12 protein-coding genes are annotated in these 23289 nt (G+C 70.9%); 3 read left to right on the top strand and 9 right to left on the bottom strand.

The window, feature by feature from the left end; genetic code table 11:
• The 6 genes from BS72_RS32970 to BS72_RS31615 all read right to left on the bottom strand — a co-directional run.
• Window positions 1–675, bottom strand: a 675-nt coding sequence (locus BS72_RS32970; RefSeq protein WP_051951900.1) for a sugar phosphate nucleotidyltransferase, incomplete at its 3' end; no start/stop codon positions are given.
• A 644-nt stretch (window positions 676–1319) separates the two neighbouring features.
• The gene (locus tag BS72_RS31630) at window positions 1320–1967 is read right to left on the bottom strand and encodes a Type 1 glutamine amidotransferase-like domain-containing protein (RefSeq protein ID WP_037915437.1); all 648 of its coding nucleotides are present in this window, start codon (window positions 1965–1967) and stop codon (window positions 1320–1322) included.
• A gap of 150 nt (window positions 1968–2117) precedes the next feature.
• Window positions 2118–2648 (bottom strand): hypothetical protein, encoded by a 531-nt coding sequence (locus BS72_RS35005; protein WP_051951899.1) that lies wholly within the window; start codon window positions 2646–2648, stop codon window positions 2118–2120.
• Window positions 2642–3499, bottom strand: coding sequence for a DNA/RNA non-specific endonuclease (locus tag BS72_RS35000; RefSeq protein WP_157856387.1), 858 nt, complete (start codon window positions 3497–3499; stop codon window positions 2642–2644). The genes BS72_RS35005 and BS72_RS35000 overlap by 7 nt, the downstream gene beginning before the upstream one ends.
• 112 nt (window positions 3500–3611) lie before the next feature.
• Window positions 3612–12269, bottom strand: coding sequence for an FG-GAP-like repeat-containing protein (locus BS72_RS39380; RefSeq protein ID WP_157856385.1), 8658 nt, complete (start codon window positions 12267–12269; stop codon window positions 3612–3614).
• Window positions 12270–12753: 484 nt separating this feature from the next.
• The gene (locus BS72_RS31615) at window positions 12754–13482 is read right to left on the bottom strand and encodes a transglycosylase SLT domain-containing protein (protein ID WP_063836174.1); all 729 of its coding nucleotides are present in this window, start codon (window positions 13480–13482) and stop codon (window positions 12754–12756) included.
• Window positions 13483–14238: 756 nt separating this feature from the next.
• On the opposite strand from BS72_RS31615, the gene BS72_RS31610 reads away from it, so the two are divergent.
• The 3 genes from BS72_RS31610 to BS72_RS31600 all read left to right on the top strand — a co-directional run bounded on the left by BS72_RS31610 (window position 14239) and on the right by BS72_RS31600 (window position 18881).
• Window positions 14239–15261, top strand: a complete 1023-nt coding sequence (locus BS72_RS31610) for an LLM class flavin-dependent oxidoreductase (RefSeq protein WP_037915433.1) — start codon at window positions 14239–14241, stop codon at window positions 15259–15261.
• Window positions 15262–15720: 459 nt separating this feature from the next.
• Window positions 15721–17115, top strand: a complete 1395-nt coding sequence (locus BS72_RS31605) for a GH1 family beta-glucosidase (protein WP_037915430.1) — start codon at window positions 15721–15723, stop codon at window positions 17113–17115.
• A gap of 392 nt (window positions 17116–17507) precedes the next feature.
• Entirely contained in the window at window positions 17508–18881 is a 1374-nt protein-coding gene (locus tag BS72_RS31600; protein ID WP_037915428.1) for a family 43 glycosylhydrolase, read from the top strand.
• A 241-nt stretch (window positions 18882–19122) separates the two neighbouring features.
• Here the strand turns inward: BS72_RS31600 and BS72_RS31595 are convergent, their stop codons facing one another.
• From BS72_RS31595 to BS72_RS31585, 3 genes are all read right to left on the bottom strand, one after another.
• Window positions 19123–20418: a S53 family peptidase gene (locus BS72_RS31595; RefSeq protein WP_037915425.1), complete on the bottom strand. Its 1296-nt coding sequence runs from the start codon at window positions 20416–20418 to the stop codon at window positions 19123–19125.
• Window positions 20419–20449: 31 nt separating this feature from the next.
• Window positions 20450–22765, bottom strand: coding sequence for a hypothetical protein (locus tag BS72_RS31590; protein WP_157856384.1), 2316 nt, complete (start codon window positions 22763–22765; stop codon window positions 20450–20452).
• A 244-nt stretch (window positions 22766–23009) separates the two neighbouring features.
• Window positions 23010–23168: a hypothetical protein gene (locus BS72_RS31585; protein WP_157856383.1), complete on the bottom strand. Its 159-nt coding sequence runs from the start codon at window positions 23166–23168 to the stop codon at window positions 23010–23012.
• Window positions 23169–23289: the final 121 nt, after the last annotated feature.

The raw sequence follows: 23289 nt of genomic DNA, 5'->3' as shown, positions 1-23289 counted from the left end.
GTTCAGTTTCTCGAAGTGGCGTAGGGCGCGGCCGGGGAGCAGGGCGCGGCTGGTGTTGATGTAGGCGGATGGCTGCTCGTAGGCAGGGGGCTTTTCCAGGAGGCCGGCGAGGAGTTGCCGGCCGTTCGCGGTGGTGGTGCGAGGGGTGAGGATGCCGTAGCGGTGGGCGGCCGTGCCGGGCACGGTGGCGGCGGCGATGGCGCCGGGGGTGCCGGCTGCGGTCCGGGCGGCGGCGAGGTCGGCGAGGTCGTGGCCGCCGTCGCTGCGCAGGAGGAGGTCGTCGCCGGAGACGAGGAGGAAGTCGTCGTCGCCGATGAAGTCGGCGGCGAGGATCGCGGGGACCGCGGTGCCGTAGCGGTCGTTGCGGGGCTGGGTGATGAAGTGGAAGTCGGCCTGCCGGTGGAGGTCGGCTACCGGCGCGTACTTGTCCTGCCAGCCGCGGCTCGCGCAGTAGCGTTCCAGGTCCGGGTCGTGGCTGAGGTAGTGGCGGATCTGGCGTCCGGCTTCGCCGGGGGCGGTGACGACGGCGATCTCGCGGGCACCGGCGGCGACGCAGTCGGCGACGGCGTAGGCCAGGACCGGGCGGTCCAGGACCGGGAGCATGGCCTTGGTGATCGTCTTGCCGACGGGGAAGAAGCGGGTGCCCATCCCGGCGGCGGCGATGACGGCCTTCACGCGTGGACCCTCCCGAGCATAGGGGGCATAGGGGGCGTGCCAGTCTACGCATGGCCCTGGCCTGGTGTAGCGCCGGATCGCTGGTGTGGTGACGCCAACAGCCGTGCCCGCAGCTGGCGGAGGTGCTACGGGCACGGCTGTTGGCCGGGGTGTGGGTCAGTGGGGGCGGGGGGGGTGATCGTCACCGGTGTGGCGTGTTCAGGATCTGTTCGGCGGCTCGGGCCAGCGCCCCGGCGGTACGGATGCCGTCGGCCACAGCAGTGGCGCGGGGAAGCGGTGCCACTGCTGTGGCGGTGGGCCCGGCCGCGGACCGCGGCCAGCACGACGCCGCCGTCACGCCGGGCGCCCAGCTGACCGCCGGCCCAACGGACAAGGCACGCCACTGCGCCTTCGGTGACGGCGTGTCCGGTCGTCTGGATCACAGCGAGCAGAGCGGTGTCGAAGCCGGGTCCGTTCTCAGCGGTGCACGGCAGACGGCGGCCAGGGCCGTCTCGGCGGGCGGCGACGACGGTGACGACGACGGCCGTCGCGGTGGCGGCGGTGATGGCTTTGAAGCCCGCCCGGAGGTCGGTGAAACGCCCCGCCGAGGGCGCGTTCGGCGGAACTTTTCGGCGAGGTACCGGTCTTCGTCGGCGAGGTGCCGGTCAGATGATTCCCGATTCGTCGCCGTCGATGACGAGGACCTGGCCGTCCCTCAGGGTGCGGTGGGGAATGTGGTCGGCCCGGTAGCGCTCCGCGACCCGCTCGCAGACCTCGGTTCCGGGGTGGCAAGGGGAATCGACGTGCGGGACGAAGGCGTGGTCGAGTATGCCCAACCCGTCCCAAACCGGCTCATCGCCCCAGGTCTTTGTGACGTCTCCAGGGCGGTCGCTGAGCTCCAGCCCCCGCAGGCTTGGAGCCAGCACGCAGGGGCCGGCGCTGTAGCCCGCGTAGACGATCGTGTCCTGGCCAAGCCGCGAGGTCAGCGCGGTGTCAGCTCCGCTGCGGGCCATCGCGTAACGGAGCACGAACGTGTTCCCGCCACGGACCCAGACAGCCGCGAACGCCTCAAGCACGACCTCGACCCTGCCGCTGCGATCGTCGAAGAACTCCCGCAGATCAAGCTCCCGGGCGTCGAGACCGAGCTCGGCCAGAGCATCGGTTTCGCGTTCGACTCCGGCCCGGCGGACGTCGTCCGGCGCGGAGTCCATGGCATTCGCGATGACAGCGATCCGGCCGGGTTCCGCCCCGAGGAGCTTGAGCAGCCGGTCGGGATGATCACCGATACGGAAGGACGACAGGTAGAGACGCATCCACGGACCCTAACGCGCTTCCGGGGTTCCGGCCTCGGATTCCCGCTCGTCTGCGCAGCTCGATGGGGATAGGCGGAGGGGCGCGCCATGACTCAATCCTTTCACGGAATGAAGTCTCTCCCGAGCCCGGAACGGTTCACCGAGAGGACCTCAGTCGGCTTCAATCACCGGAGTCGCCCCAGGGAAATCGGGCGGCAGGCCGTCGGGTAGCGGGAACCTTCTCATCTTGGCGGTGAGGTAAGTTGTCAGATTCCCCTGGAAGTGGAACCAGTCATCGTTATGGCTGCTCACGACGACGGTCCAGGAGTCGGGGTCACCATCGGTTGTGCGCCAGTAAAGGACGTCCCCTTCGCACGACGACCCCCATGGCAGCAGCCCGCCGGGCGCAGGGAACGGTGCATAGCCGTGCGACATCTGGCTCCCTGCCAGATCCGCCAGGTTGTCCAGGAGATCCCGCAGGCCCGCGACGAAATACTTCTCCTCCCCGGGCGATGGAATGTTGAGTCCCAGGAAGTCATCCACGCTGAACCGAGGATAGGCTTCGGACAGTGCGACGAAGTCAGCTGGGAGCGAGACGCCGAACTCCTCCCCGATGAATTCCCAGTCGATCTCCCGAGGCTCCTCGGAGCGGATGGCCAGGATTCCCGGAACCGCCTCTTCCAGACCGCTCAGACTCAACACGTCACCTGCTTTCCGGGCGCATTCTTCACGGTCACGTCGAAGAGAATACCTTTCGAAGTGACTGCGGTCATCTGGATGGCCGTCGGAAGATTCTTCCGGCCGTTTGCGTACAGTAGCTGACCCGAATAATACACCTCCTGCCGGGCTGCGAGAGCGTCGGCCATCTCGTTCTCACACGCCTTCATATCAGGGTCGTTCATCTCCCTGAACCCGGTGAAGATGTTCTCCTTCCGCCAGTCTCCGTGGAATCGGTCACCCAGTATGTGGCTACGATTGAATATCCAGTTCCCCCCGCGGTCCTTTCGCGAGACGTAGCCCGGCGGCTCCCATCTTCCTTTCCTGGGTCCCCGCGAGTTCGGGGGCTTGAGGTCCTGCGGGCAGAGCAGCGCCGTCACGCCGGTGGGTGCACCGTCCAGAGCCGGCTCGTAGTTGAACCGGTCTTCTCGTTTCGCGGAGCAAGGATCGGAACGCCGTGAATCAGGGCCGGTGTCGGTCTCCGGCTCGGGCTCGGGCTCGGGCTCGGGGTCGTTGGAGGTGCCGAGGAGGTCGGTCAGGCCGTTGACGGCTTCGTCGATGACCCAGCCGCCGGCGTCCAAGGCGAGGTCCTCGCCCACGGCGACCGCGCCGGAAACCGAGGTCAGGCTTACCGGCAGGGCGAAGTACGGGAGGCCCTTGGGGCCCGGGGGGACGACGCAGTGCTGGTGGGCGCAGGGGTCCCGCGGGGGCGGCGGCGGCTTCGGGTGGTGGGTGACGGGCTGGGTACGGCCGCCACCGCCGGTGGGGCCGTCCGCGGTGCCCGGGCCGCCGCCGCCGATGGGCTGGGAGCCGCTGCCCATGGTGCCGCCCGGCACCGTCGGGCTGTAGTCGGGCGATCCGGGGTACGGGTTGCCTGTCGAGGGCGTCGGGCAGGGAAAGTAGTCGCAAGGGTCGAGTGTCTCCGTCTTGGTCAGACCCCCGAGTTCCTCACACAGGGGGGCGAACTCCTCCCAGAGGGCGCACAGGACGTCTCCGCCCTCCGACCCGGAGCCCTTCCCCTTGCCCTTGCCCTTGTGGCCCGAGGGGTCCGTGATGTCCAGCGGGTCGCCGTTGGCATAGGTGTAGCGGTTGGCCTGGATGGAGGGGCCGGGGTCGAGCTGGTAGGTGTCGCGGGAGTCGAAGGTGTCCGAAGCGGGGTCGTACCAGCGGGCGTTCATGTCGACGTGGCCGGTCGAGGGGTCGGTCCAGGCGCCCTGGTAGCCGAGGTCGGGGTGGTGCCGGTGTGGGTGGTGACGGCGCCGAGGGGGTCGTAGGCGGTGGAGGTGGCGGGGTGGTGGCGTCGGGGGTGAAGGTCGCGGTGATGTCGCCGTGGGTGTTGCTGTAGGCGAGGACGCCGGTGCCGTCCTGGTCGAGGGCGAGGAGGTGGCCCGCCGGGTCGTAGCTGTAGGCGGAGGCGCCGTCGGAGGTGATCTGGGTGGAGGCGCCGGCGTACTGGAAGGCGGTCGTACCGCGGGTCGTGAGCCGGTCGAGGGCGTCGTAGGCGTAGGCGGTGCCGCCGGCCGAGGTCATGCGGTCGAAGGCGTCGTAGGTGTAGGTCTGGGGATGGTCGCCGCCGGTGACGGATGCGAGGGTGCCGCGCGCGGTGTAGGTGTACGTGGCGCCGGTGCTGTCGCTGGTGCGGCGGTTCTGCTCGTCGTAGGCGGCGGTCGTGGTGCCGTTCTTGACGAGGTTGCCGGAGGCGTCCCACCCGTACTCGGTGGTGGTCGTGCCGTTGGTCCAGGACGACAGCCGGCCCGACGGGTCGTAGGTGTACGTGTCGGTGCCGGCTCCGGCGGTGCCGGTGGTGGTCCTGGTGGTGAGCTGGTCGTTGGTGTCGTAGCCGTAGGCGGTGGCTGCGACGGTGGCGCCGCCGGGGGTGGTGAGGGTGTCGCTGGTCAACCGGTCGAGGCTGTCGTAGCCGAAGGTGCGGGTGTCGTTGCCGGCGCCGTAGTGAACGGTGTCCGGGTTGCCGTCCTGGTCGTAGTGGTAGCTGAGGGCGGTACCGGTCAGGGGTTCGGCGGCCCCGGTCAGCTGTCCGGCGTTGTCGTAGGTGTAGGTGGCCGTGCCGGCGGCGTCGGTGCCGGCGGCCATGTCGCCTGTGTCGGCGTAGGTGTAGGAGCTGGTGCCGCTGGGTCCGGTGGCGGTGAGCAGCTGGCCGCGGTCGTTGTAGGTGAAGGTGTCGGGGGTGGCCTGGGTGTCGTCGGCGGCGGTCAGCATCCGGCCGGCCAGGTCGTAGGTGTAGAGGTGGCCGCTGGTCGCGGTCCCGCCGCCGGTGGCGGTGCTGCTGGTGACGCGGCCGAGCGCGTCGTACGCGGTGGTCTGCTTCACGCCGCCCGGTTCGGTGTCGGTGACGGGCTGTCCGGCCTTGTCGTACGTGGTGGTCCAGGTGCGGTCGGCGGCGTCGGGCGAGGCCGCGGTGGCCGGCTCGATGGTCGACTCGGGCAGGCCGAGGGTGTTGACGGTGTACCAGGTGTCGTTGCCGCGGCCGTCGGTGAACCGGGTGCGGTTTCCGGCCGGGTCGTAGCCGAAGGTCGTGGTGACGGGCGTGGCGCCGTCGCCCGGTTCGACCTGCTGGGTCAGGCGGCCGGCCGCGTCGTAGCGGTAGGTGGTGGTGTGCGGCGGGGTGGCGTAGTCGGTCATGCTCGTGGTGTTGCCGTCGGCGTCGTAGCCGATGGCCGCCGAGCGCAGGGTGGTGCCGTCCTTGGACTGGGTGGTGCCGGTCTGGCGGCCTGCCGGGTCGTACGCGGTCGTCGTGGTCAGGCCGCTGGGCAAGGTGGTGCTGGCGGTACGTCCGTCCAGGTCGTAGCCGAAGTGGACGGTGCGGCCGTCGGGGTCGGTGACACCGGTCGCCTCGCCGAGCGCGTCGTAGGCGGTGACGGTGGTCTGGGAGTCGAGGGTGACGTCCATGCCCGGCTGCGCGGAGCGCACGAGGTTGCCCGCGTCGTCGTAGCGCGTGGTACTGGTCAGGTACCGGCCCGGCGCGGGGTAGCGCTCGACCTGGGTGGAGGTGATCTGCCGGCCCAGGTCGTCGTAGGTCGCCAGGATCTGCGCGCCGGTCGGGTCGGTCGCGGTCAGCTGCTCGCCGTCGAGGTCGTAGCTGAACGACGCTGTGCCGCCGTCCTCGCGGGTGCCGTCGTCGTTCAGCAGGCCCGGCTGGGTCTGCCGGGTGAGGTTGCCGAGTTGGTCGTAGGTGTTGGTGGTGGTGTTGCCGTAGGCGTCGGCGGTGGTGTGCACCTGGCCGAGCGCGTCGTAGGTGGTGGTCGCCGTGACGTGCGCCGGGGTGTCGGAGCCGGGTGCGGTGTAGGCCGCGGAGGCGACGTTGGTCGCGCGCCCGTCGGCGTCGTAGTCGGTGGTGCTGGTGTTGCCGTCGGGGTCGGCGGTCTGGGTCTGCTCGCCGAAGGTGTCGTAGCCGAGGGTGTCGGTCGGGTGCGTGGTGGCGGGCGGCCGGCCGTACGTCTCGTTCTGGACGGCGGGCAGGGCGGTGGCGGTCAGCCGTCCCAGGGTGTCGTAGGTGTAGCTGGTCGTGTGGTCGGCCGCGGTGTTCCCGGCTGTGTCGCCCAGCGGGTCGACCATGGTCAGCGGCAGGCCGCGGCGGTCGCGGGTCCAGGTGGTGGTGAGGTCCTGGGAGCCGTTGTGGACGGTGGTCGACAGGGCGCGGCCGAGGGCGTCGTAGGTGGCGTCGGTCTGCTCGGTCGCGCCGCCGCCGGTTCGTGTCGCGGTGACCACGTCGCCGAGGGGGTCGTAGGTGTTGGTCACCGCCCGGTTCAGGCCGCCGGGGTCGACGACCGTGCGGGTGGTGCGTCCGGCCGGGTCCACGGTGTAGTCGGTCTCGACCGCGTTGCTGCCGCCGGTGATCTGCTTGACCAGGTGGCCGGCCGCGTCGTAGGTGTCGGACTCCAGGGTGATGTCGCGGACGGTGCCGGTGTCCGGGTCGTGGTAGCCGGTGGCGGTGACGGTGGCCTGGGTGTCGTCGGCGTAGTAGGTGTACGCGGTGGTGCGGCCCATGGCGTCGGTGACGGAGGCCAGGCGTCCCGCGGGGTCGTAGGCCCGTGACTCCAGTACCAGGTCCCGCGGGTCGGACGGGTCGGCGGGGTCGCCGGTCCAGTCCTTGAGGGTGGTGCTGGTCGGCTCGCCGCGCAGGTTGTACGTGTAGTCGGTCTCGGTCTCCTGGTCGCTGCCGACACCGGTGGTGACCGAGGTGCGGTTGCCGAACTGGTCGTAGTCGTAGTTGGTGATCAGCCCGGCGGGGTCGGTGACGGTGTTGACCCGGTCCTGGGAGTCGTAGTCGTAGGTGGTGGTGCGGGCCTGGTCGCCACCGGTGAGGTCGGTGACGGTTTCGGACCGCACCTGCCCGTCGTCGGTGTAGGTGTACGTGGTGCGGGCCTGGTGGGTGGTGCCGTCCACCGCGTTGGCGGCCGCGGGATCGGTCCTGGTGGTGATCCGCGCGTCGGCGTCGTAGGTGTACGTGGTGGTCGCGCCGGCGGGGACGGAGTCGGAGATCACGCTCTGGGTGAGCGTGCGGCCGATCTCGTCGTAGCTGTAGGTGGTGACCAGCCCGGCCGGGTCGGTGGTCTTCGCCAGGTCGCCCTGCGCGTCGTACGCGTAGCGGGTGGTGCCGCCGCTCTGGCCGTTGGTGGCGGTCTTCAGCAGGCCGGCGGGCACGGTGCCGCCGCCGACCGCGGACTCGGTGCCGTCGGTGTAGGTCCGGTCGGTCCTGCAGCCGGTGGGGCATCCGGAGCCGGCCGGTCCGGTCACCGAGGCGACCTGGCCGTCGGCGGTGTAGGTGTAGCTGGTCAGGTACGTGTCGTCGGTGGCGCTGGCCGAGCGGGCGTCCCGCGCCTCGGTGACCTGGTCGTTGCGCAGGTCCACCGGGTCGGCGGTGTTCAGGTAGTACGTGGAGTAGCTGGTGGAGCAGGTCGTGGCGGACTCGTCCCGGCACGTGGTCCGGGAGAGCGTGTTGCCGCGGGCGTCGTTGGTCTGGGTGACGCTGTGCCCGTTCTCGTCGGTGGTCGTCGCCAGGAAGCCGCCGGTGTCGTAGGTGTAGCTGCGGCTGCTGCCGTCGGTGAGGGAGTACCCGGTGGTCCGCCCGCCGTTGAGGGGGTCGTAGTCGAACGCCTGCTCGTTGCCCGACGGGTCGGTGATGGTGACGGTACGGGTCAGGTCCGTGCCGGAACCGGAGACGCTGGTGGTGCCGAGCTGCCAGGTGCCGCCCTGCATGTCGGTGACGTCCGAGACCCTGTCCACGCCGTTGTCGTAGTCCACGCTCCAGGCGGTGTTGCCGCTCGGCAGGGTGACCGCGGTCAGCTCGTCGGCGGCGGTCCGGGCCGCGTAGTGGGCCTGGACGACCTGCGCGCCGAGCGGGTGGTAGTAGAGGGCCACGTCCTGGATCTGGCCGTCGAAGTAGCCGTACTTGGCGGTGTAGGGCGTGGACGGCCAGCCGGTGTTGAACCATCCCGCGCCGACGTGGGTGTAAGGCTTGTCGATGCTCTTGATCGGGGTGTCGTCGAGGGTGCCGGCCTGCGCGCCGTCCAGGTAGAGCGTCTGCGCCGTGCCCTCACCGGTGAGTGCCGCGTGGTGCCAGGCGCCGTCGGTGACGGTCCGGCTGGTGGTGATCGGCTCGACCACGCCGTTGCCGAACTGGCCGCGCAGCTTGCCGTCGGCTCCGATGTACAGGGCCGGGGCGTAGGACGTCGGTGTGGTCGTCGAGCCCAGCGTCTTGTCCTCGTACTCCAGCAGCGGCCCGGGCTTCGTGGTCTTGAACCACAGCTCGGCCGTCAGGTAGGCGCCGCCGTTCTGGACGGCGCCGTCGGGGAGCCGTACCGACGAGGAGGTGCCGTTGAACGTGGCCGCGGTGGCGTCGGTGCCGGCGAGCGCACCGGCGGAGCCCAGGGCGACGGAGGAGTAGGTGCCGTCCTTGGCGCCCTGGTTGACGTCCACCTCGTCGCCGGCGTCGGTGCCGCCGTCGTCGGCGGACTCGCCCATCCGCCAGTAGGTGTTCGGGGAGGCGTCGAGCACGTCGGTGCGGTAGTGCGACCCGGTCCCGTAGGAGTAGGAGGTGCAGGCGGTGGCCGACGTGGGCGAGCACACCTGCGTGAGGTCGTCGCCCGTGTAGTGGTACGTCCACGTCAGGGGTGACCCGTCCACCGCGTCGGTGGCGATGGTCCCGATGTGGGCGCCGTCCCACGCCACGTGCAGGGACCGGCCCGAGGTGGTGTTGGTGACGGTGGCCAGCCTGCCCGAGCCGTCGTAGCCCAGGGTCTGGCTGACGCGGTCGGGGTCGGTGATCTTCGCCAGCCGGCCGGCGGGGTCGAAGGTGTAGACCGTCTTCGACTTGTCGGTGAGCCGCCAGCCGCCGCTGATCGTTCCGACGAGGCTGGCGAACTGCCCCGCCGGGGAGACGTAGCTGCCGTAGATGACGCCCTTGGCGGTGTATCCGGGGAAGGCCGGGCCCTGGTAGAGGAAGAGGTTCTGGTTCGTCCACATCGCGAGGAAGTCGTCCACGCCGTCGCCGGTCTGGTCGCCGACCCAGGCGATCTGGGAGACGGTGTTCCAGCTGTCGCCGGTCTGGAGCTTCGCGTCGAACTTCGTGTCGCCGTGCCCCGCCCATAGGTACAGGTCGCCGGTGGTGCTGTTCGCGGCGAGCAGGTCCGCCTTGCCGTCGCCGTTGAAGTCGCCGCCGGTCACCAGGCGGTAGGGCAGCCAGCCGGTGCCGACCTGCGCCTTGGTGCCGAAGGTTCCCGTGCCCGTGCCCGGCCACAGCCACAGGTATCCGGTGGCGCTGTCCACGGCGACGAGGTCGCGCTTGCCGTCGCCGCTGTAGTCGCCGGAGACGGTGTCGATGTAGCCTCCCCAGCCCGTGGTGAGCTGGACCCGGCTGCCGAGCTGGCCGTCGGACCGGCCCTTGTACAGGTACAGGATCCCGGTGCTGGACTGCTCGCCGACGACGTCGCCGATGCCGTCGCCGTCGAAGTCGCCGCCGGTCAGCTGTGTCATGCCGGTCCAGCCGCTGTTGCCGATCTTGACCCGCTCGGTGCCGGAGAAGTCCGGGCCCGGGTAGAGCCAGAGCGCACCGGTGACCGGGTCGACGGCGGCCATGTCGTTCACGCCGTCGCCCGTCAGGTCCCCGAGCCCGAACATCTGCGTCAGCGTCATGAAACTGCGGCCGAATCGCTGCTGCTGGCCGTTGGGGTAGGTGACCACCTCGTTCCCCGAGCCGTCGTTGTCCGCGGTCACCTTCATGTCGAACCGGGAGGACCAGCCCGCGCCGAAGGCGTGGGAGGTGCCGGCGTCGAGGCTGTTGTACGTGCGGCCCACCGTCAGATCGGGTCCCACCGTGGCGACGGAGGCGTCGGTGGCCGAGGTCGTGAAGTTGCCGACCTCCGCGTTGAAGCCGTGGTCACCACCGGTGGCGCCCAGGTGCGAGGCCACCGGAGGCTGCGGCACCTGGGTCAGCAGTGTGCTCGGGCCGATGGTCTGCGACGCCTGGGAGTCGGCGACCACGACCTTCCAGGTGTAGGTCCTGCCCCACTGGAGCCGGGTCTGCGGCACGGTCCACAGGTGGTCGGTGATCGCACCGGAGTCGGCCACCGTGGTGGTGCCGTCCAGCACGGTGAAACGGTACGTCAGGCCCGCGCCGTTGTTGTCGGACGCGACGACCGTGAGCTGCGGCGACAGCGTCTGCGCGGAGTAGCCGCTCGGCGGAAGCACGTTGCTCACGGTGGGCGCCACCGCCGGCACCGTCAGCGCCATCTTGCCGACCGGGACGCCCTGCGAGGAGAAGGCGGTGCTGCCCGCGTACATGTCCCAGTCGATCAGGTACTTGCCCGGGGGCAGGGCCTTGATCGCGGGGTTCAGGGTGATCGACGCGTTGGGCGCGACACTGGACGGCATGGCGGCCGCAGCGGTGTTGGTGGCGACCAGCTTGCCGCTGGAGTAGCCGTAGACCTTGTAGCCCAGCTTGTAGCCGTTGCCCGACGTCCAGGTGTCGGTACCCAGGTTGGTCACCTTGACCGAGACCTTGCCGTCCTGCGAACCGGTGACCGGCGGCTTCGGCGAAGCGGAGGACAACGTGTAGGAGGCGCCGTACTTGGTGTAGGTGATGGACAGGTAGGGGTCGCCGCTGCCGTTGTTGGCGCTCTCGATCTTCTTCCAGCCGGAACTCGACGTGGCCGAGGCCTTCAGCGCCAGCCCGTAGTTGGCCTTGCCGTGCGTCCACCCCTCGACGAGGCTCTGACCACCCGTGCCCAGGGTGACCGGCTCCCACTTCGAAGGGCACGACGAGGACGTCGTCCCGTCCGGCCGCCAGCCCCGGGCAAAGCTCGCACTGCCCAGCGCCGAACCCACCGAAGGGCCCGGATAGCTGGTGGCGGAGGTGGACGTCCACGACTGGGTGACCGGGTAGGCGCTCACCGACGCCGCGGTGCAGGAGTAGGCCCACGTGTTGTACATGTACAGCTGCGCGCCGAGCACGTACTCGTTCTTCAGGGAGGTGCTCACGCTGTCGAACTTCATGAAGGCGTTGGCCTTGTGGGCGCCCCCGTCGTACGTGCCGACCTTCAGCTCGAGGTCACCGGAGAAGTCCTGGTCGTACGGGGACTCCACGTAGGTGTCGGAGTTGTCGTCGGCACTGCTGACACTGGGATCGATCCGCACCGGGAAGACCCGCGCCGAGTCGTGCAGCCACGTCTCGTCCGCGTGCATCCGCACCGCGGGCGCACCCCGGTACGTCACAAGGGAGAGCGTCACACCAGTGGATATCGCACCGTCCCCGGAACGGGGATCGACGGCTGAGTCCTCCATCCAGCCCTTGGGGAGGGAAGCGCGCTCCTTGCCGCTCTCGTCGCTGAACACCACCGAGCCGTCAACCGCCTGGGACGCGGTCAGCCCTTCGAGACGCAGCGGGAAGACCCAGTCCGCCGGCGCGTCCGCCGACTTCAGGACGATGTCCTCCTTGACCCCGCCGGCGGTCGCCCTGAGTGCCAGGTCCGCACCGGGGCGCGCGTCGGCGTAGGAGACGGTGTCCCCGGAGGCGCGGCCCGGGACGGCCGCCGCCCCGGCCACGCCGTAGCCCACCGCGTGGGAGCCGTCCAGACGCATCGTCACCACGCACTCACCCGCAGCCGTCGGGGCGAAGCGCAGCGGACTCTGGCTGTCGTCCACCGCCCAGCCCGAGTCGGTCGTCATCGGGCCGGTGGTCCAGGCGCTGCGCTCCACGGACCGCGCACTGACCGTGGTGTCCACCGGCTCCCACGAACCGTCGGACGCCTTGTAGAACGTCGGGTCCTTGTACACCCGGGTGGTGTAGGTGCCGTCGGCGTTGGCGAAGGTCTGGACGTTCTTCCCCCGCTGACCGGTCACCTCATGGCTGGTGGCCGCGTCGTATCCGCGCGGCTGCGCCTTCGCCTCGACGGGCAGCACCTCCACGCGGTCGGGCTGAGCCGCCGCCTTGCCGGGCAGGGCCACAGGCTCGGCGTCCCGCTCCGGCGGCAGGGCGCCCTCGGGCGAGGGAACGGCACCCTTCGCGCCGAGCGTGTCGGCAGCCGCGGTCGCGTCGCTCGACGCTGTGTGGCTACGGCCGGCCGCCGTCCCCGAACGCTGTGCGGGCACCGAACCGGCCACCACCCGCGAAGCGGCCGTGGCGACGCCCTGGGCAAAGGTGGCTCCGGCTGGAACCACGCCCCCCGCGACCAGCCCCAAAGAGACCGTCAGCGACACCCTCCGAACCCACCGACCCCACGCGCGCATCCACATCCCCGTCACAGAGCCAGCACGAACAGGCCTGCGGATCTCCACGAGAGCTCCGCAGGCCGTGTGATCATGACAGACCGTCAGACACCAGGTCCAGTGCTGGAACGAGGCAGAAATCACCACCCCCGGACACTCCGCAACCTGCGGACCCTCACCGACCCAAGACCCCTCACGCACCGCGGCTGTTGGGGAGCGGGATGCTGCGGCGCCCCCGGGAACGCGCGGAGGGCGGCGGGACCCGGGTAGGGGTCCCGCCGCCCTCCGGCGGTGCTGGGTGGCGCGCGCTGGGCGCGCCGGATTTTCACACGTCACCGGGCTCGGCCCGGGCCGTCGGGGGCGACGGTCAGTACGCGGAGTTGACGTTGTCCATCGAGCCGTAGCGGTCGGCCGCGTAGTTGCAGGCCGCGGTGATGTTGGCGACCGGGTTGTAGATGTTCCACGACGTGCCGGCCACGTGGAACCGCTGGAACGTCGGGTCGATCACCTGCAGCAGACCCTTGGAGGGGATGCCGTTGCGGGCGTTGATGTCCCACAGGTTGATCGCCTTCGGGTTACCGCTGGACTCCCGGATGATGTTGCGGTGGATACCCTCATAGGTGCCCGGGATGTGGTCCTTGTGCATGATCGCCAGCGACTGGCGGATCCAGCCGTCCAGGGTGTTCGGGTAGCTCACGGCCTTCGCGTGCTTCACAGCCGCCTTCTTCACCGTGGTCGCCTTCTTCACCGGGGCGGCCTTCTTCACCGCCGGGGCCTTCTCCACCGAGGCGGTCAGCGCCATGGCCTGCGGGGTGGCGGTGGTCACAGCCTGGTGCGTGCCCAGGTCCGTCGTCTGGACGCCCGACCCGGTGCCCGCCTGCTTCAGCACACCAGCCGAGACAGCGGAGCCGGAGGAGCCCGAGGAGCCGCCCGCCGCGACGGCCGATCCCGCTCCGGCCGCCTGCACGCCCACGACGGCCAGCATCGCGGCCGCGGCAGCGGCAGAGCCCGCCGTGACGACCTTGCGCTTGCCCGACATCCGGGAGAAAGCAGAAACGGTACCGAGCTTCATCGGGTTCATCGTGCGGAGCTGCATACGGGAAAACCTCTTCCGTTCGGGGACCCCCACAGTCTTGAATATTCGGGATTCAACGGTCAAAGGGCTCATCTACGGACAATCCCGTAGACGAGCCCTGAAGAAAACGAGAGACCACCACGCATCCCCACACCCACGGGACACACGGCGGAAAAACCAGTACGGACGAACTTCGTACGTGACCGGCACTACACCAGCAGCATCACAACCCACCCCCGCGGAATCGACACCGAGTAAGCAGAGATGTGCGCTCCGTCGGCGAAATCAACGGAAACAGAACAAGCCCGACCACCACCGAAACAACACCCAGCGACCACACACCCACACACCGCCAACCAAACAACCAGACCCCCGCCCCCACCACGACCACCCACCAAAAACCCATCCCCGAAGAACTCGCAAAACCACGCCGCCACAGCGCGTAAGACAATCGGCACAAACAGCACGCGGAAAGCGAACAACGCCGATACCCCAGCCAGAGAAACCACCACAGCGGACCACAACCCGCCGACCAACCCCCGACACCAACCCGCCGGCAATCGGCCACCCCAGAGCGCCCGAACACCTCACACCACTGCTACCCCTCCCCCGCACCCTCGGTCAGCCCGGCACGACGGTGCCGCGAGCCGGCCGGTGGAAGCGACGAGGGCGCGGCTGACCGTGCCACGGCCCCGAGCCGGCGTGAAAGCCCTGGCCAGGGCCTTGGCGCCGGCGTGTCGGGGGCATGAACGGGAGCCGTGCGGTGTTGTACGCGGCATGAAGAAGATCGGATTCCTGTCCTTCGGGCACTGGACACCCTCACCGCACTCGCAGACACGGAGCGCGTCCGACGCGCTCCTCCAGGCCATCGACCTGGCGGTGGCCGCCGAGGAGCTGGGGGCGGACGGCGCGTATTTCCGGGTGCACCACTTCGCCCGCCAGTACGCCTCGCCGTTCCCGCTGCTCGCGGCGATCGGGGCGCGGACCAGCCGGATCGAGATCGGCACCGGCGTGATCGACATGCGCTACGAGAACCCCATGTACATGGCGGAGGACGCGGGCGCCGCAGACCTGATCGCGGGCGGCAGGCTCCAGCTCGGCATCAGCCGGGGATCCCCGGAGCAGGTGGTCGACGGCTGGCGGTACTTCGGCTACGCACCGCCGGAGGACGGCACCGACGCCGACATGGCCCGCTCCCACACCCAGGTGCTGCTGGAGGTGCTCAAGGGCGAGGGGTTCGCGCGACCGCACCCCAACCCGATGTTCTCCAACCCGCCGGGGCTGCTGCGGATCGAGCCGCACTCCGAGGGGCTGCGCGACCGCATCTGGTGGGGGTCGGGCTCGAACGCCACCGCCGTGTGGGCCGCCAAGGCGGGGATGAACCTCCAGAGCTCCACGCTGAAGGACGACGAGAGCGGTGAGCCGCTCCACGTCCAGCAGCGCAAGCAGATCGAGGCGTACCGGGAGGCGTGGCGGGCCGCCGGCCACGGCCGCGAGCCGCGGGTGTCCGTCAGCCGCAGCGTCTTCGCCCTGGTGGACGACCGGGACCGCGCGTACTTCGGCCGGGACCGCGACTCCGAGGACCACGTCGGCTACATCGACGCCCAGACCCGCAGCATCTTCGGCCGCTCCTACGCCGGCGAGCCGGACGTCCTGGTCAAGCAACTCGCCCAGGACGAGGCTGTCGCAGCCGCGGACACCCTGCTGCTCACCGTCCCCAACCAGCTCGGCGTCGAGTACAACGCCCACGTCATCGAGAGCATCCTCACGCACGTCGCCCCCGAACTCGGCTGGCGCTGACGACCCGCGGGCCTCCCGCCGGACAGCGGCGTGACGCGATCCGCCCACCAGGCGCGGACGTCGCTGTCCAGCGCGGCCGGAAGCCGGCTCGGCGCCCTTCCGGCTCCGCGGCCCTGTGCCGGTGACGCGCCGGTTGCCCGTACCCGTCGGGGCGCCCGCACGGCCTCCGGCCGGTACGACGGCCCGGGGGGTGAGGGGGACATCCGGGGCGTGGTCGTGAGGAGCGCGCCTGCTCACTGCGGGGCGCAGGCCCCCGACACGCCTCATCGTCGCAGTTCGCGAGGCACTTTCGTACTCCCGCCCAAGGTCGGGGAGGGCTCTGCGGACGAAAGCACGGACGGTTCGGGCTTGTTGCGGGAGCTGACCCGGCGACCGGCCGCCCGCCCACGGGCTCCGACCTTCCTCAGCCGTGCCGTAGCCTGGCGGCCGCGAGAAGAGAACCTCCTGAGGAGCCGCCCCATGACGTCCGCCCCCGCTCCGCGTTTTCCGCGCGGCTTCCGGTTCGGCGCCGCCACTGCCGCTTACCAGATCGAAGGCGCCACCCGCGAGGACGGTCGTGGCGTGAGTATCTGGGACACCTACTCCCGCATACCCGGTGCCACCGCCGAGGGCTCCACCGGCGACACCGCCTGCGACCACTACCACCGGTACAAGGAGGACGTCGCCCTCCTGCGCGACCTCGGCGCCGACACGTACCGCTTCTCCATCGCCTGGCCGCGGATCATTCCCGAGGGCACCGGAGCGGTCAACCGGGCCGGCCTCGACTTCTACGACCGCCTCGTCGACGAGCTCCTCGCCGCCGGCATCGAACCGGCCCCCACCCTCTACCACTGGGACCTGCCACAGCCCCTTGAGGACCGTGGCGGCTGGCGGGTCCGGGACACCGCCGAGGCCTTCGCCGCATACGCGGCCGTCGTCGCCGAACGCCTCGCCGACCGCGCCGGACGCTGGATGACCCTCAACGAGCCGTTCTGCACCGCGTTCGTCGGCCACGCCATCGGCCGCCACGCCCCGGGCACCCGCGAGGGCAACGGCGCCCTCGCCGTCGTGCACCACCTGCTCGTCGGCCACGGCCTCGCGGTCGACGCGCTGCGCGCCGCCGGCGCCCGCGAGGTCGGCATCGCCCTCAACCCCGACCGGCTCCTGCCCGCCACCGACTCGCCGGCGGACGCCCAGGCCGTGGCGCGCGCCGAGGTCCTCCACAACCGCTGCTGGTTCGATCCCATCTTCCTGGGCCGTTACCCCGACGACGAGAAGGACGTCTGGGGCGACATCAGCGACTTCTCGTTCCGCCGCGACGGCGACCTCGAACTCGCCTCCCGTCCGCTGGACTTCTGCGGCGTCAACTACTACCGGCCCATCACCGTCGCCGACGCCCCCTGGCGCGAGGCCGACCCGGCCCTGCGCACCGCCGTCGACATCCGCGCGGAGGAGACCTGGGGCGACGACTCCGCCCGCCGCACCACCATGGGCTGGCCCGTCGTCCCCTCCGCGTTCCGGGACCTGCTCGTCGACCTGACTCACCGCTACCCTGACCTGCCGCCCATCGTCATCACCGAGAACGGCTCGGCCGAGGCCGACGTCGCCGAGGCCGACGGCACCGTCCACGACACCGACCGCGTCGACTACCTCCGCGACCACCTCGACGCCCTCGCCCAGGCCGTCGCCGAGGGCGTCGACGTGCGCGCCTACTACGTATGGTCGCTGCTCGACAACTTCGAGTGGGCCTTCGGCTACGACCGCCGCTTCGGCATCGTCCGCGTCGACTACGACACCCTCAAGCGCACGCCCAAGGACAGCTACCGCTGGTACCAGAGCCTCATCGCCGCGGAGCACACCGCACACGAGAGCTGAACGCTCCACTTCGCACCGGCGCCGTACGGTGGTTGACGCCGTAGCGGGGCGGTTCCTTCCCGCAGAGACGGGCGACGGCACAAAAGGGGGAAGCGTCCTCCTCGGCGTCGACCGGGGCGGCGGACCCGCCGCTCTCGCGCCACGGGCGGTCCCGGTGGAGGGTGGTGTGGCGGGTGGTGCGGCGGGGAGGATGACGGACATGGGTGAGCGGCACAGGACGCGGCAGCGCACCCAGGCTGCCGGAGCCCGAACTGCCGCCGCTACGCGGGGAGTCGGCGACTCGTGGCCACGACCGGCCGCGGACGGCGGCGTCTGCCGCGGCCTCCGCCGACCCGCCGCCGCCCTTTGCCGACTCGCTGCCGCCCCGCCGCCGACGAAGGAGAACACGACCGATGACCAGCAAAGGCATAGGACTGGGCCGTCGGTCCCTGCTGACGGGTGCCGCCGGCGCGGGAGTGGCGGCCGCCCTGACCACCGTCGCAACGCATGCGGCATCCGGGCGGGCCGACGCTGCTCCCGAGCACACCGCGGCAGCCGCGTCCAGGCGTTCCTACCCGCCGAACTGGCCCGCCACCGCGCCGTACGGCGCGGCTGACACCCGCAGGGACCTGTGGCCGCGCGACGACAACTCCTTCGTCCTCCCGCTGGAACCGCGTCCCCAGGACGAGGAACTGGGCCGCGTGTGGATACGGGACTTCTACGTCAACTGCTTCGTGGTCGACGGCCGCCCCCTCTACGTCGCCACAGGCACGACCCGGGCGGCCGGGCTCGCCGCGGCCAGTCCCTGGAACGACGGTATCTGGGTGTGGGTGGCCCCCGCGCTCGAAGGACCGTGGAAGCTCGCCGACACCACCGGCGTCCGGCCCGGCGCGGCGAAGGGCAAGGTGTGGTCGCCCGAGTTCGCCGACGAGAACACCCCCGGGCGCACCGTCGTGGCGCCCTGGCAGCAGTACTGGTACGACACCCAGTTCGGCAAGCGCGGCGAGGTCTGGGCCCCGGAGGTGCACCGCTTCCGCGGGAAGTGGTACATCGTCGCCTGCATGGGGGACCACTCCCAGAAGGTCGGCTCGTTCATGCTGGTGAGCGAGGGCGGGGTCGAGGGACCCTACCGGCTCATCGAGGGCAACGCCGACAAGCCCTTCGGCGACCCGGTCGCCGGCGGGCCCGCGGTCGCCAAGGCAGGGTCCTACTTCCACATCGACGGCAGCTTCTTCGCCGAGGGCGACGACGCCTGGCTCGTGCTGCACAACGACCTCTACGCCAGGTTCCGAAGCGACATGGAGGACATCGTCCCCACGACGGGCCTCCCGGCCTTCCAGCAGAGGAGCTACTCGCCCGAGCCGTACCGCGAGGGCGTCTACGTGTTCAAGTACGGCGGCAAGTACTACCTCCTCCAGGCCGTGTGGGACCTGGCGTCGGTCGACGCCTACGGCAGCCCGCACAACGCCTACACCCCCGGCGCGGCGGGCGCGGTCAAGTACCAGTACGACGTCGTCGCCGCCGTCTCGGACACCTTCCAGGGCCCGTACTCCGAGCGCTGGACGGTAGGCGTCGGCGCCGGCCACAACAACGTCTTCCTCGACCACCACGGCCGCCCGTGGACCACGTTCTTCCGCACCGCCACCTCCGGCTACTGGGCGGACCCGGCACACGTCGCCGACGCCTCGGTTCCCGGTGTCGCGCAGTTGGAGTGGACCGGTCCCGACGGCAACCGCCTGTACGTCAAGCGCCGCGACATCGGCCACGGCCGGAGCCAGTCCGACTGACCTCTCGTCAGGACCGCGAGGCCGCTTCCCCGCCCGGCCGGCCTCGCGGGCTCCGTCCGGTACAGGGCGGGACGGGACGGGGGCCGTCCCCCGCGCTCCGGGTCCAGCCCCCCTCCGGGACCCGCACGCAGGGAGTCCGGCACTCCGCCTCTACCTCTACATGGGCGCTTCGCCCCGCCGAGGGAGCCGGCGGGGTGAAGCGGCCGGGCCCGGACCGACCAGCCGTGCGGGCCCGGCGGCCTCAGAAGGCCGAGAGTCCGTTCGGCGTGCCGTTGCCGGTGGGGGCGTCGTAGCCCGGGACGGCGGTGCACAGGTAGTCGCCCGCGCAGTTGCCGTTGGAGCCGCCGACGACGTCGTTGAGGCCGGAGGCGGCGGTGGCGGAGTAGAGGCGGGACGCGTCGGGGAACGCGGAGGGGTTGCCGGCCAGCGCGATCACGCCGGCGACGAAGGGGGCCGAGGCGCTGGTGCCGCCCGACTCCCCCCAGCCTCCTCCGCCGCGGCGCGGCGACGACGTGTCGTAGATGGCGAGGGGGGTGTCCGGGTCGGCGTCGGCGGAGACGTCGGCAACCGTACGGCCCGGGCAGTCCTCGTCCTGCTGCCAGGACGGCTTGTCGAACCACGCCGAGCAGCCGCTGTTCGCGTTCGACCAGGCGCTCTCCTGCCAGCCGCGTGAGGTGGCGGCGCGGGTGAGGGAGGTGCCGCCGACCGAGACGACGCTGGGGTACACCGCCGGCTCCGTGGGGACGGTGTAGCCGAAGTCGCCGGAGGAGGCCACGATCGCCACGCCCGGGTGGGTGTAGTCCTTGGCGAATCCGAGGCTGCGGTGGGACTCGGTGACGCCGTAGCTGTTGGACACCTCGGTCGCACCGAGCGCGACGGCGGTGTCCACCGACGCGGCCAGGTTGCTGTCGGTCTCGTTGTCGGCCTCGACGAGCAGGATGTGGCACTGCGGGCAGGCGGCGGATGCCATGTCCAGGTCGAGCGCGACCTCGGTGCCCCAGCCGAGTTCCGCCTCCTGGGGCGGCAGCGGGTCGGCCGCGCCGCGCTGGTCGACCTTGCGGAAGCAGCCGTTGTCCGTGGTACAGGCGGGCAGCCCGTAGGTCGCACGGTACACGGCCAGGTCCGCCTCCGCCGACGCGTCGTCGTAGGCGTCGACGAGCGCGATCGTCTGGTCCTGGCCGCCGGTCGACGGCAGGTTGTACGCCGAGCGCAGGTCCGCGGGGCCGTAGCCGTCGGGCAGCGTCTGGTCCGAGGCGCTCAGCCCGGCGGCCTTGGCCGCCCGGCCTCGCACGCCGCGGCCGCCGTGGACGTCGGTACGGACGAGGGCCAGGCAGCGGGCCTGCCCCTCACCGACCGCTCCGCAGGCATGCTGCACGTTCGACGGGGTGGCGGTGTGCGCGGCCGCGGTGCTCGCCGGAGCGGCGGCCTGGGCGGCGTCCGCCCCGGGGTACATGCCCGCGAACACGCCCAAGAACAGGGTGAGCAGGGCGCTCGCGGCGGTCCGCGCGCCGCGTATCAGACGTTTGTCTCTGGTCATACGGGGATCGGTCCTCTCCTGTGCGCGGCGCTCACGAGGTCGCGGCGGCGAGCGTGTAGGCGTGCGTGATGGTCTGGGTGAACGTGCCGCCTGCGGCGTCGGTCGCGGTGACGCGGAGCGACGGGCTGGTGCCGCGCGCCGAGGCCGGGTTGGTCCAGCCGGCGAGGTAGTGGCCGGCGGCTCCGTGGACGGACGCCTTCTGCCAGGTCTGGCCGTCGTCGAAGGAGACCTGCACGGTGGCGGAGGTGATGGCGTTCGTCGAGCCGATGCCGTTGTAGCTCAGGTGGCCGATGTTCAGGCCCATGGTCTGGGCTTGCCGGTGGCTGGTGTTGTACCCGTCGGTGTCGAGCTGGTAGTGCGCGGTGAGCACGGGCAGGATGTAGCAGGGCGTGTCGTCCGCGGGCTTGGCGCAGTCGATGCCGGCCGGCAGGACGGGGAAGCTGGTGTCGGTCGACGCCGGGGTCCGGAAGGTCACTTCGGTGTGGCTGACGGTGGACTGGCTGATCGTCGGGTTGGCGGTCTGGTCCTCGTCCACCACGAAGCGGTAGTCGGCGCCGGAGTCCGGCTGGTCGGTGACGTAGGAGCTGGCGTACGGCTCGCTGTCCACGAGGGTGCCGTCCTGGTAAAGGCTGCTCGTGGTCGTGCTCGGGTAGGCGTCGTAGATGGTGGGCGTGCCCCAGTGGTCGGAGTCGCTGTCGTTGAGCTCGGTGTTGAGGTACAGGGTGCCGCCCGCGACGCACGCGTCACACGCGACGTAGTCCGAGCCCTGGACGGTGTACTGGCCGAACCCGGGTGCGAGCGGTCCGTGCCCCCAGTCGGCCGTGTAGGTGTGGCCCGGGGCGAATGCGCGGTTGGAGTAGAAGCCGAGGCCGGAGCCCTGGAAGACCTGCTGCGTCCAGATCCCGTCCTGGTTGGTGCTCAGGTAGTCCGTCACGTCGGCCGGCATGAGCTGCGCCGCGTCGGACGAACCGCTGAAAGGCAGGCCCGTGAAGTCCGGTGCGTTGGCCACGAAGGCGGCGTCCGTCGGGCTGGCCGGGTCCCCGGAGTAGTGCTCCTGAACGGCGGCGAGCTGGTGCGCGGCGAACGCCAGCGTCTGGTCGGCCGGCACGTCGTCCGTGACGGCGCCGGTCAGGTCGTAGCGGTAGTTGTCGGCGGCGTCGGGCGCGTGCCCGGACCACTGCACGAAGTAGCCGATCGTGCCGACCGCGGCCGCGGGTTGCGGGTTGACGTAGACCGGTGTGGTGTCGTCGGAGATCGCGCTGGCGGTGGGCGCGTAGCCGATCGGCACACCGGTCGCGTCGGAGCGTCCCCAGGTGGCACCGACGAAGTCCTGGGTGGCCTGGCGTGGTGTGGACGCCGTGACCTGCTCAGTGGCGGTACGTCCGTCCAGGTCCACGGTAGTGGTGCCGGTGGCGCTGTCGGCCACGGTGAGGTCGCTCAGCGAGACGAGGTGCTGCGAGGTGACGTTGCCCGCCGTGTCGAAGTCGGCCATGGGCATGGCCGCGCTGTAGTGCCCGGCGGGGAGGGCGACCCGCTCGATGCCGCCGTCGACCGGGAGGATCGCCGTCATCGCGGTCATGTCGTCGGTGTTGGTCAGCAGGACCATGCCCTCGGCCGCCGCGCCGTTCTCGTCCTCGGCGTTGATCTGCAGGATGTGCAGCTTGTACTGACTGGTCGCGGCCGCGCTGCCCGCGGTGGCGGTGTCCTCGGCCGCACCGGCCGCGCTGACCGCTGGGGCGGTGTGGCCGGCCGCACCGGTCAGGCTGATCGCGGTCACCCCGGCGAACAACGGGGTGCTGCCCGGCTTGCGCTTGGCCTTGACGTCGGCGCCGATCCGCTTCCGCAGCAGCCGCGCCAGCTTCCGGCCGGACGCCGCTGTCACGTAGCCGCGCGCCGACGATCCGCTGGTCGAGGTCAGCGTCGTACCGGTCGGCGCGCTCGGCTGCGTGCCCCGTGCGAACGACACGGTCACCGGGACGCTGGGGGCGGCGGAGGTCGACGACTGGTCGGGCGCCGCCTGGCTGCCGGACGAGCCGGACGCCTGTTTGGCCAGGGCGGTCACGTCGAACAGGGACAGGTCCAGCTCGGTGCCGACGTACGGCTGGGCTGCCGCCGGGATCACGTAGTGGTCGCCCGAGGCGTCCTGGAAGGACGCGAAGGCACTGGAGCCGGAGTCGGACCCGGACGACGGGCGTATGACGAAGCCCTCACGACCGTTCCGGTCGGTGACCACGACCTGGTCACCCGTCACCAGGGTGACCAGGCGGCTGTCCGTGTGCGTCGCACCGCTCGGCGCGGCCGAGGAGTCGGCCGAGGAGTCGGCGGCGGCCGGCGATCCGGCCGTCACCGCGGCACCGGACGCGACAACGCCCAGCGCCACGACCGACGCGAGGAGCCGGCCTCGCGACCGGCGCGAGGAGGGCGCCCCTCCGGCGGACCCGCCGGAGGGCATGGGAGTCAGTTTCATTCAAACCTCTGGTCTCGGGAGCGTGTCGGTGGGTGTTCTCCGTCCGCGCCCGGCAGGGCGGGGACGGAGAACCAGCAGCGGCAGCGCACGGCCGTCGGGGCCGCGCGCTGTTCCCTGCCCTCTGTCAGCCGATCGTGTCGGCCGGGCCGACCGCCGCACGCGGCAGCCGCTCAGGGCCGCCGCGCACCCCCCGACCGGGCGTGACTACCGCCCGGTCGTAGGCGACCGCGGGCAGTTGGACGTCACCGCCACGGTCACCACGCGCGTCGTGTTCCGGTTCCACGGAACCTCCGTCCCGACCGTCGAACGACAGTCCCACCCTCTACTTGTCGATCACCTCCGTTTGCGTTCGCTCCCCGAGCCACTGGGCCACCTCCCCCACCAAGGCCACGACGCCACCCGGG

Source organism: Actinacidiphila yeochonensis CN732, assembly GCF_000745345.1.
Classification (GTDB): Bacteria; Actinomycetota; Actinomycetes; order Streptomycetales; family Streptomycetaceae; genus Actinacidiphila; species Actinacidiphila yeochonensis.
The sequence above is the reverse complement of the archived record's forward strand: the minus strand, read 5'-3'. Positions and strand labels throughout refer to the sequence as shown.

Bases quoted from the DNA above. Each gene is read 5' to 3' on its own strand.
- BS72_RS31605 (WP_037915430.1), top strand. From the start codon at position 15,721: ATGACGTCCGCCCCCGCTCCGCGTTTTCCGCGCGGCTTCCGGTTCGGC.
- BS72_RS31615 (WP_063836174.1), bottom strand. From the start codon at position 13,482: ATGCAGCTCCGCACGATGAACCCGATGAAGCTCGGTACCGTTTCTGCT.
- BS72_RS31610 (WP_037915433.1), top strand. From the start codon at position 14,239: ATGAAGAAGATCGGATTCCTGTCCTTCGGGCACTGGACACCCTCACCG.
- BS72_RS31630 (WP_037915437.1), bottom strand. From the start codon at position 1,967: ATGCGTCTCTACCTGTCGTCCTTCCGTATCGGTGATCATCCCGACCGG.
- BS72_RS31600 (WP_037915428.1), top strand. From the start codon at position 17,508: ATGACCAGCAAAGGCATAGGACTGGGCCGTCGGTCCCTGCTGACGGGT.
- BS72_RS31595 (WP_037915425.1), bottom strand. From the start codon at position 20,418: ATGACCAGAGACAAACGTCTGATACGCGGCGCGCGGACCGCCGCGAGC.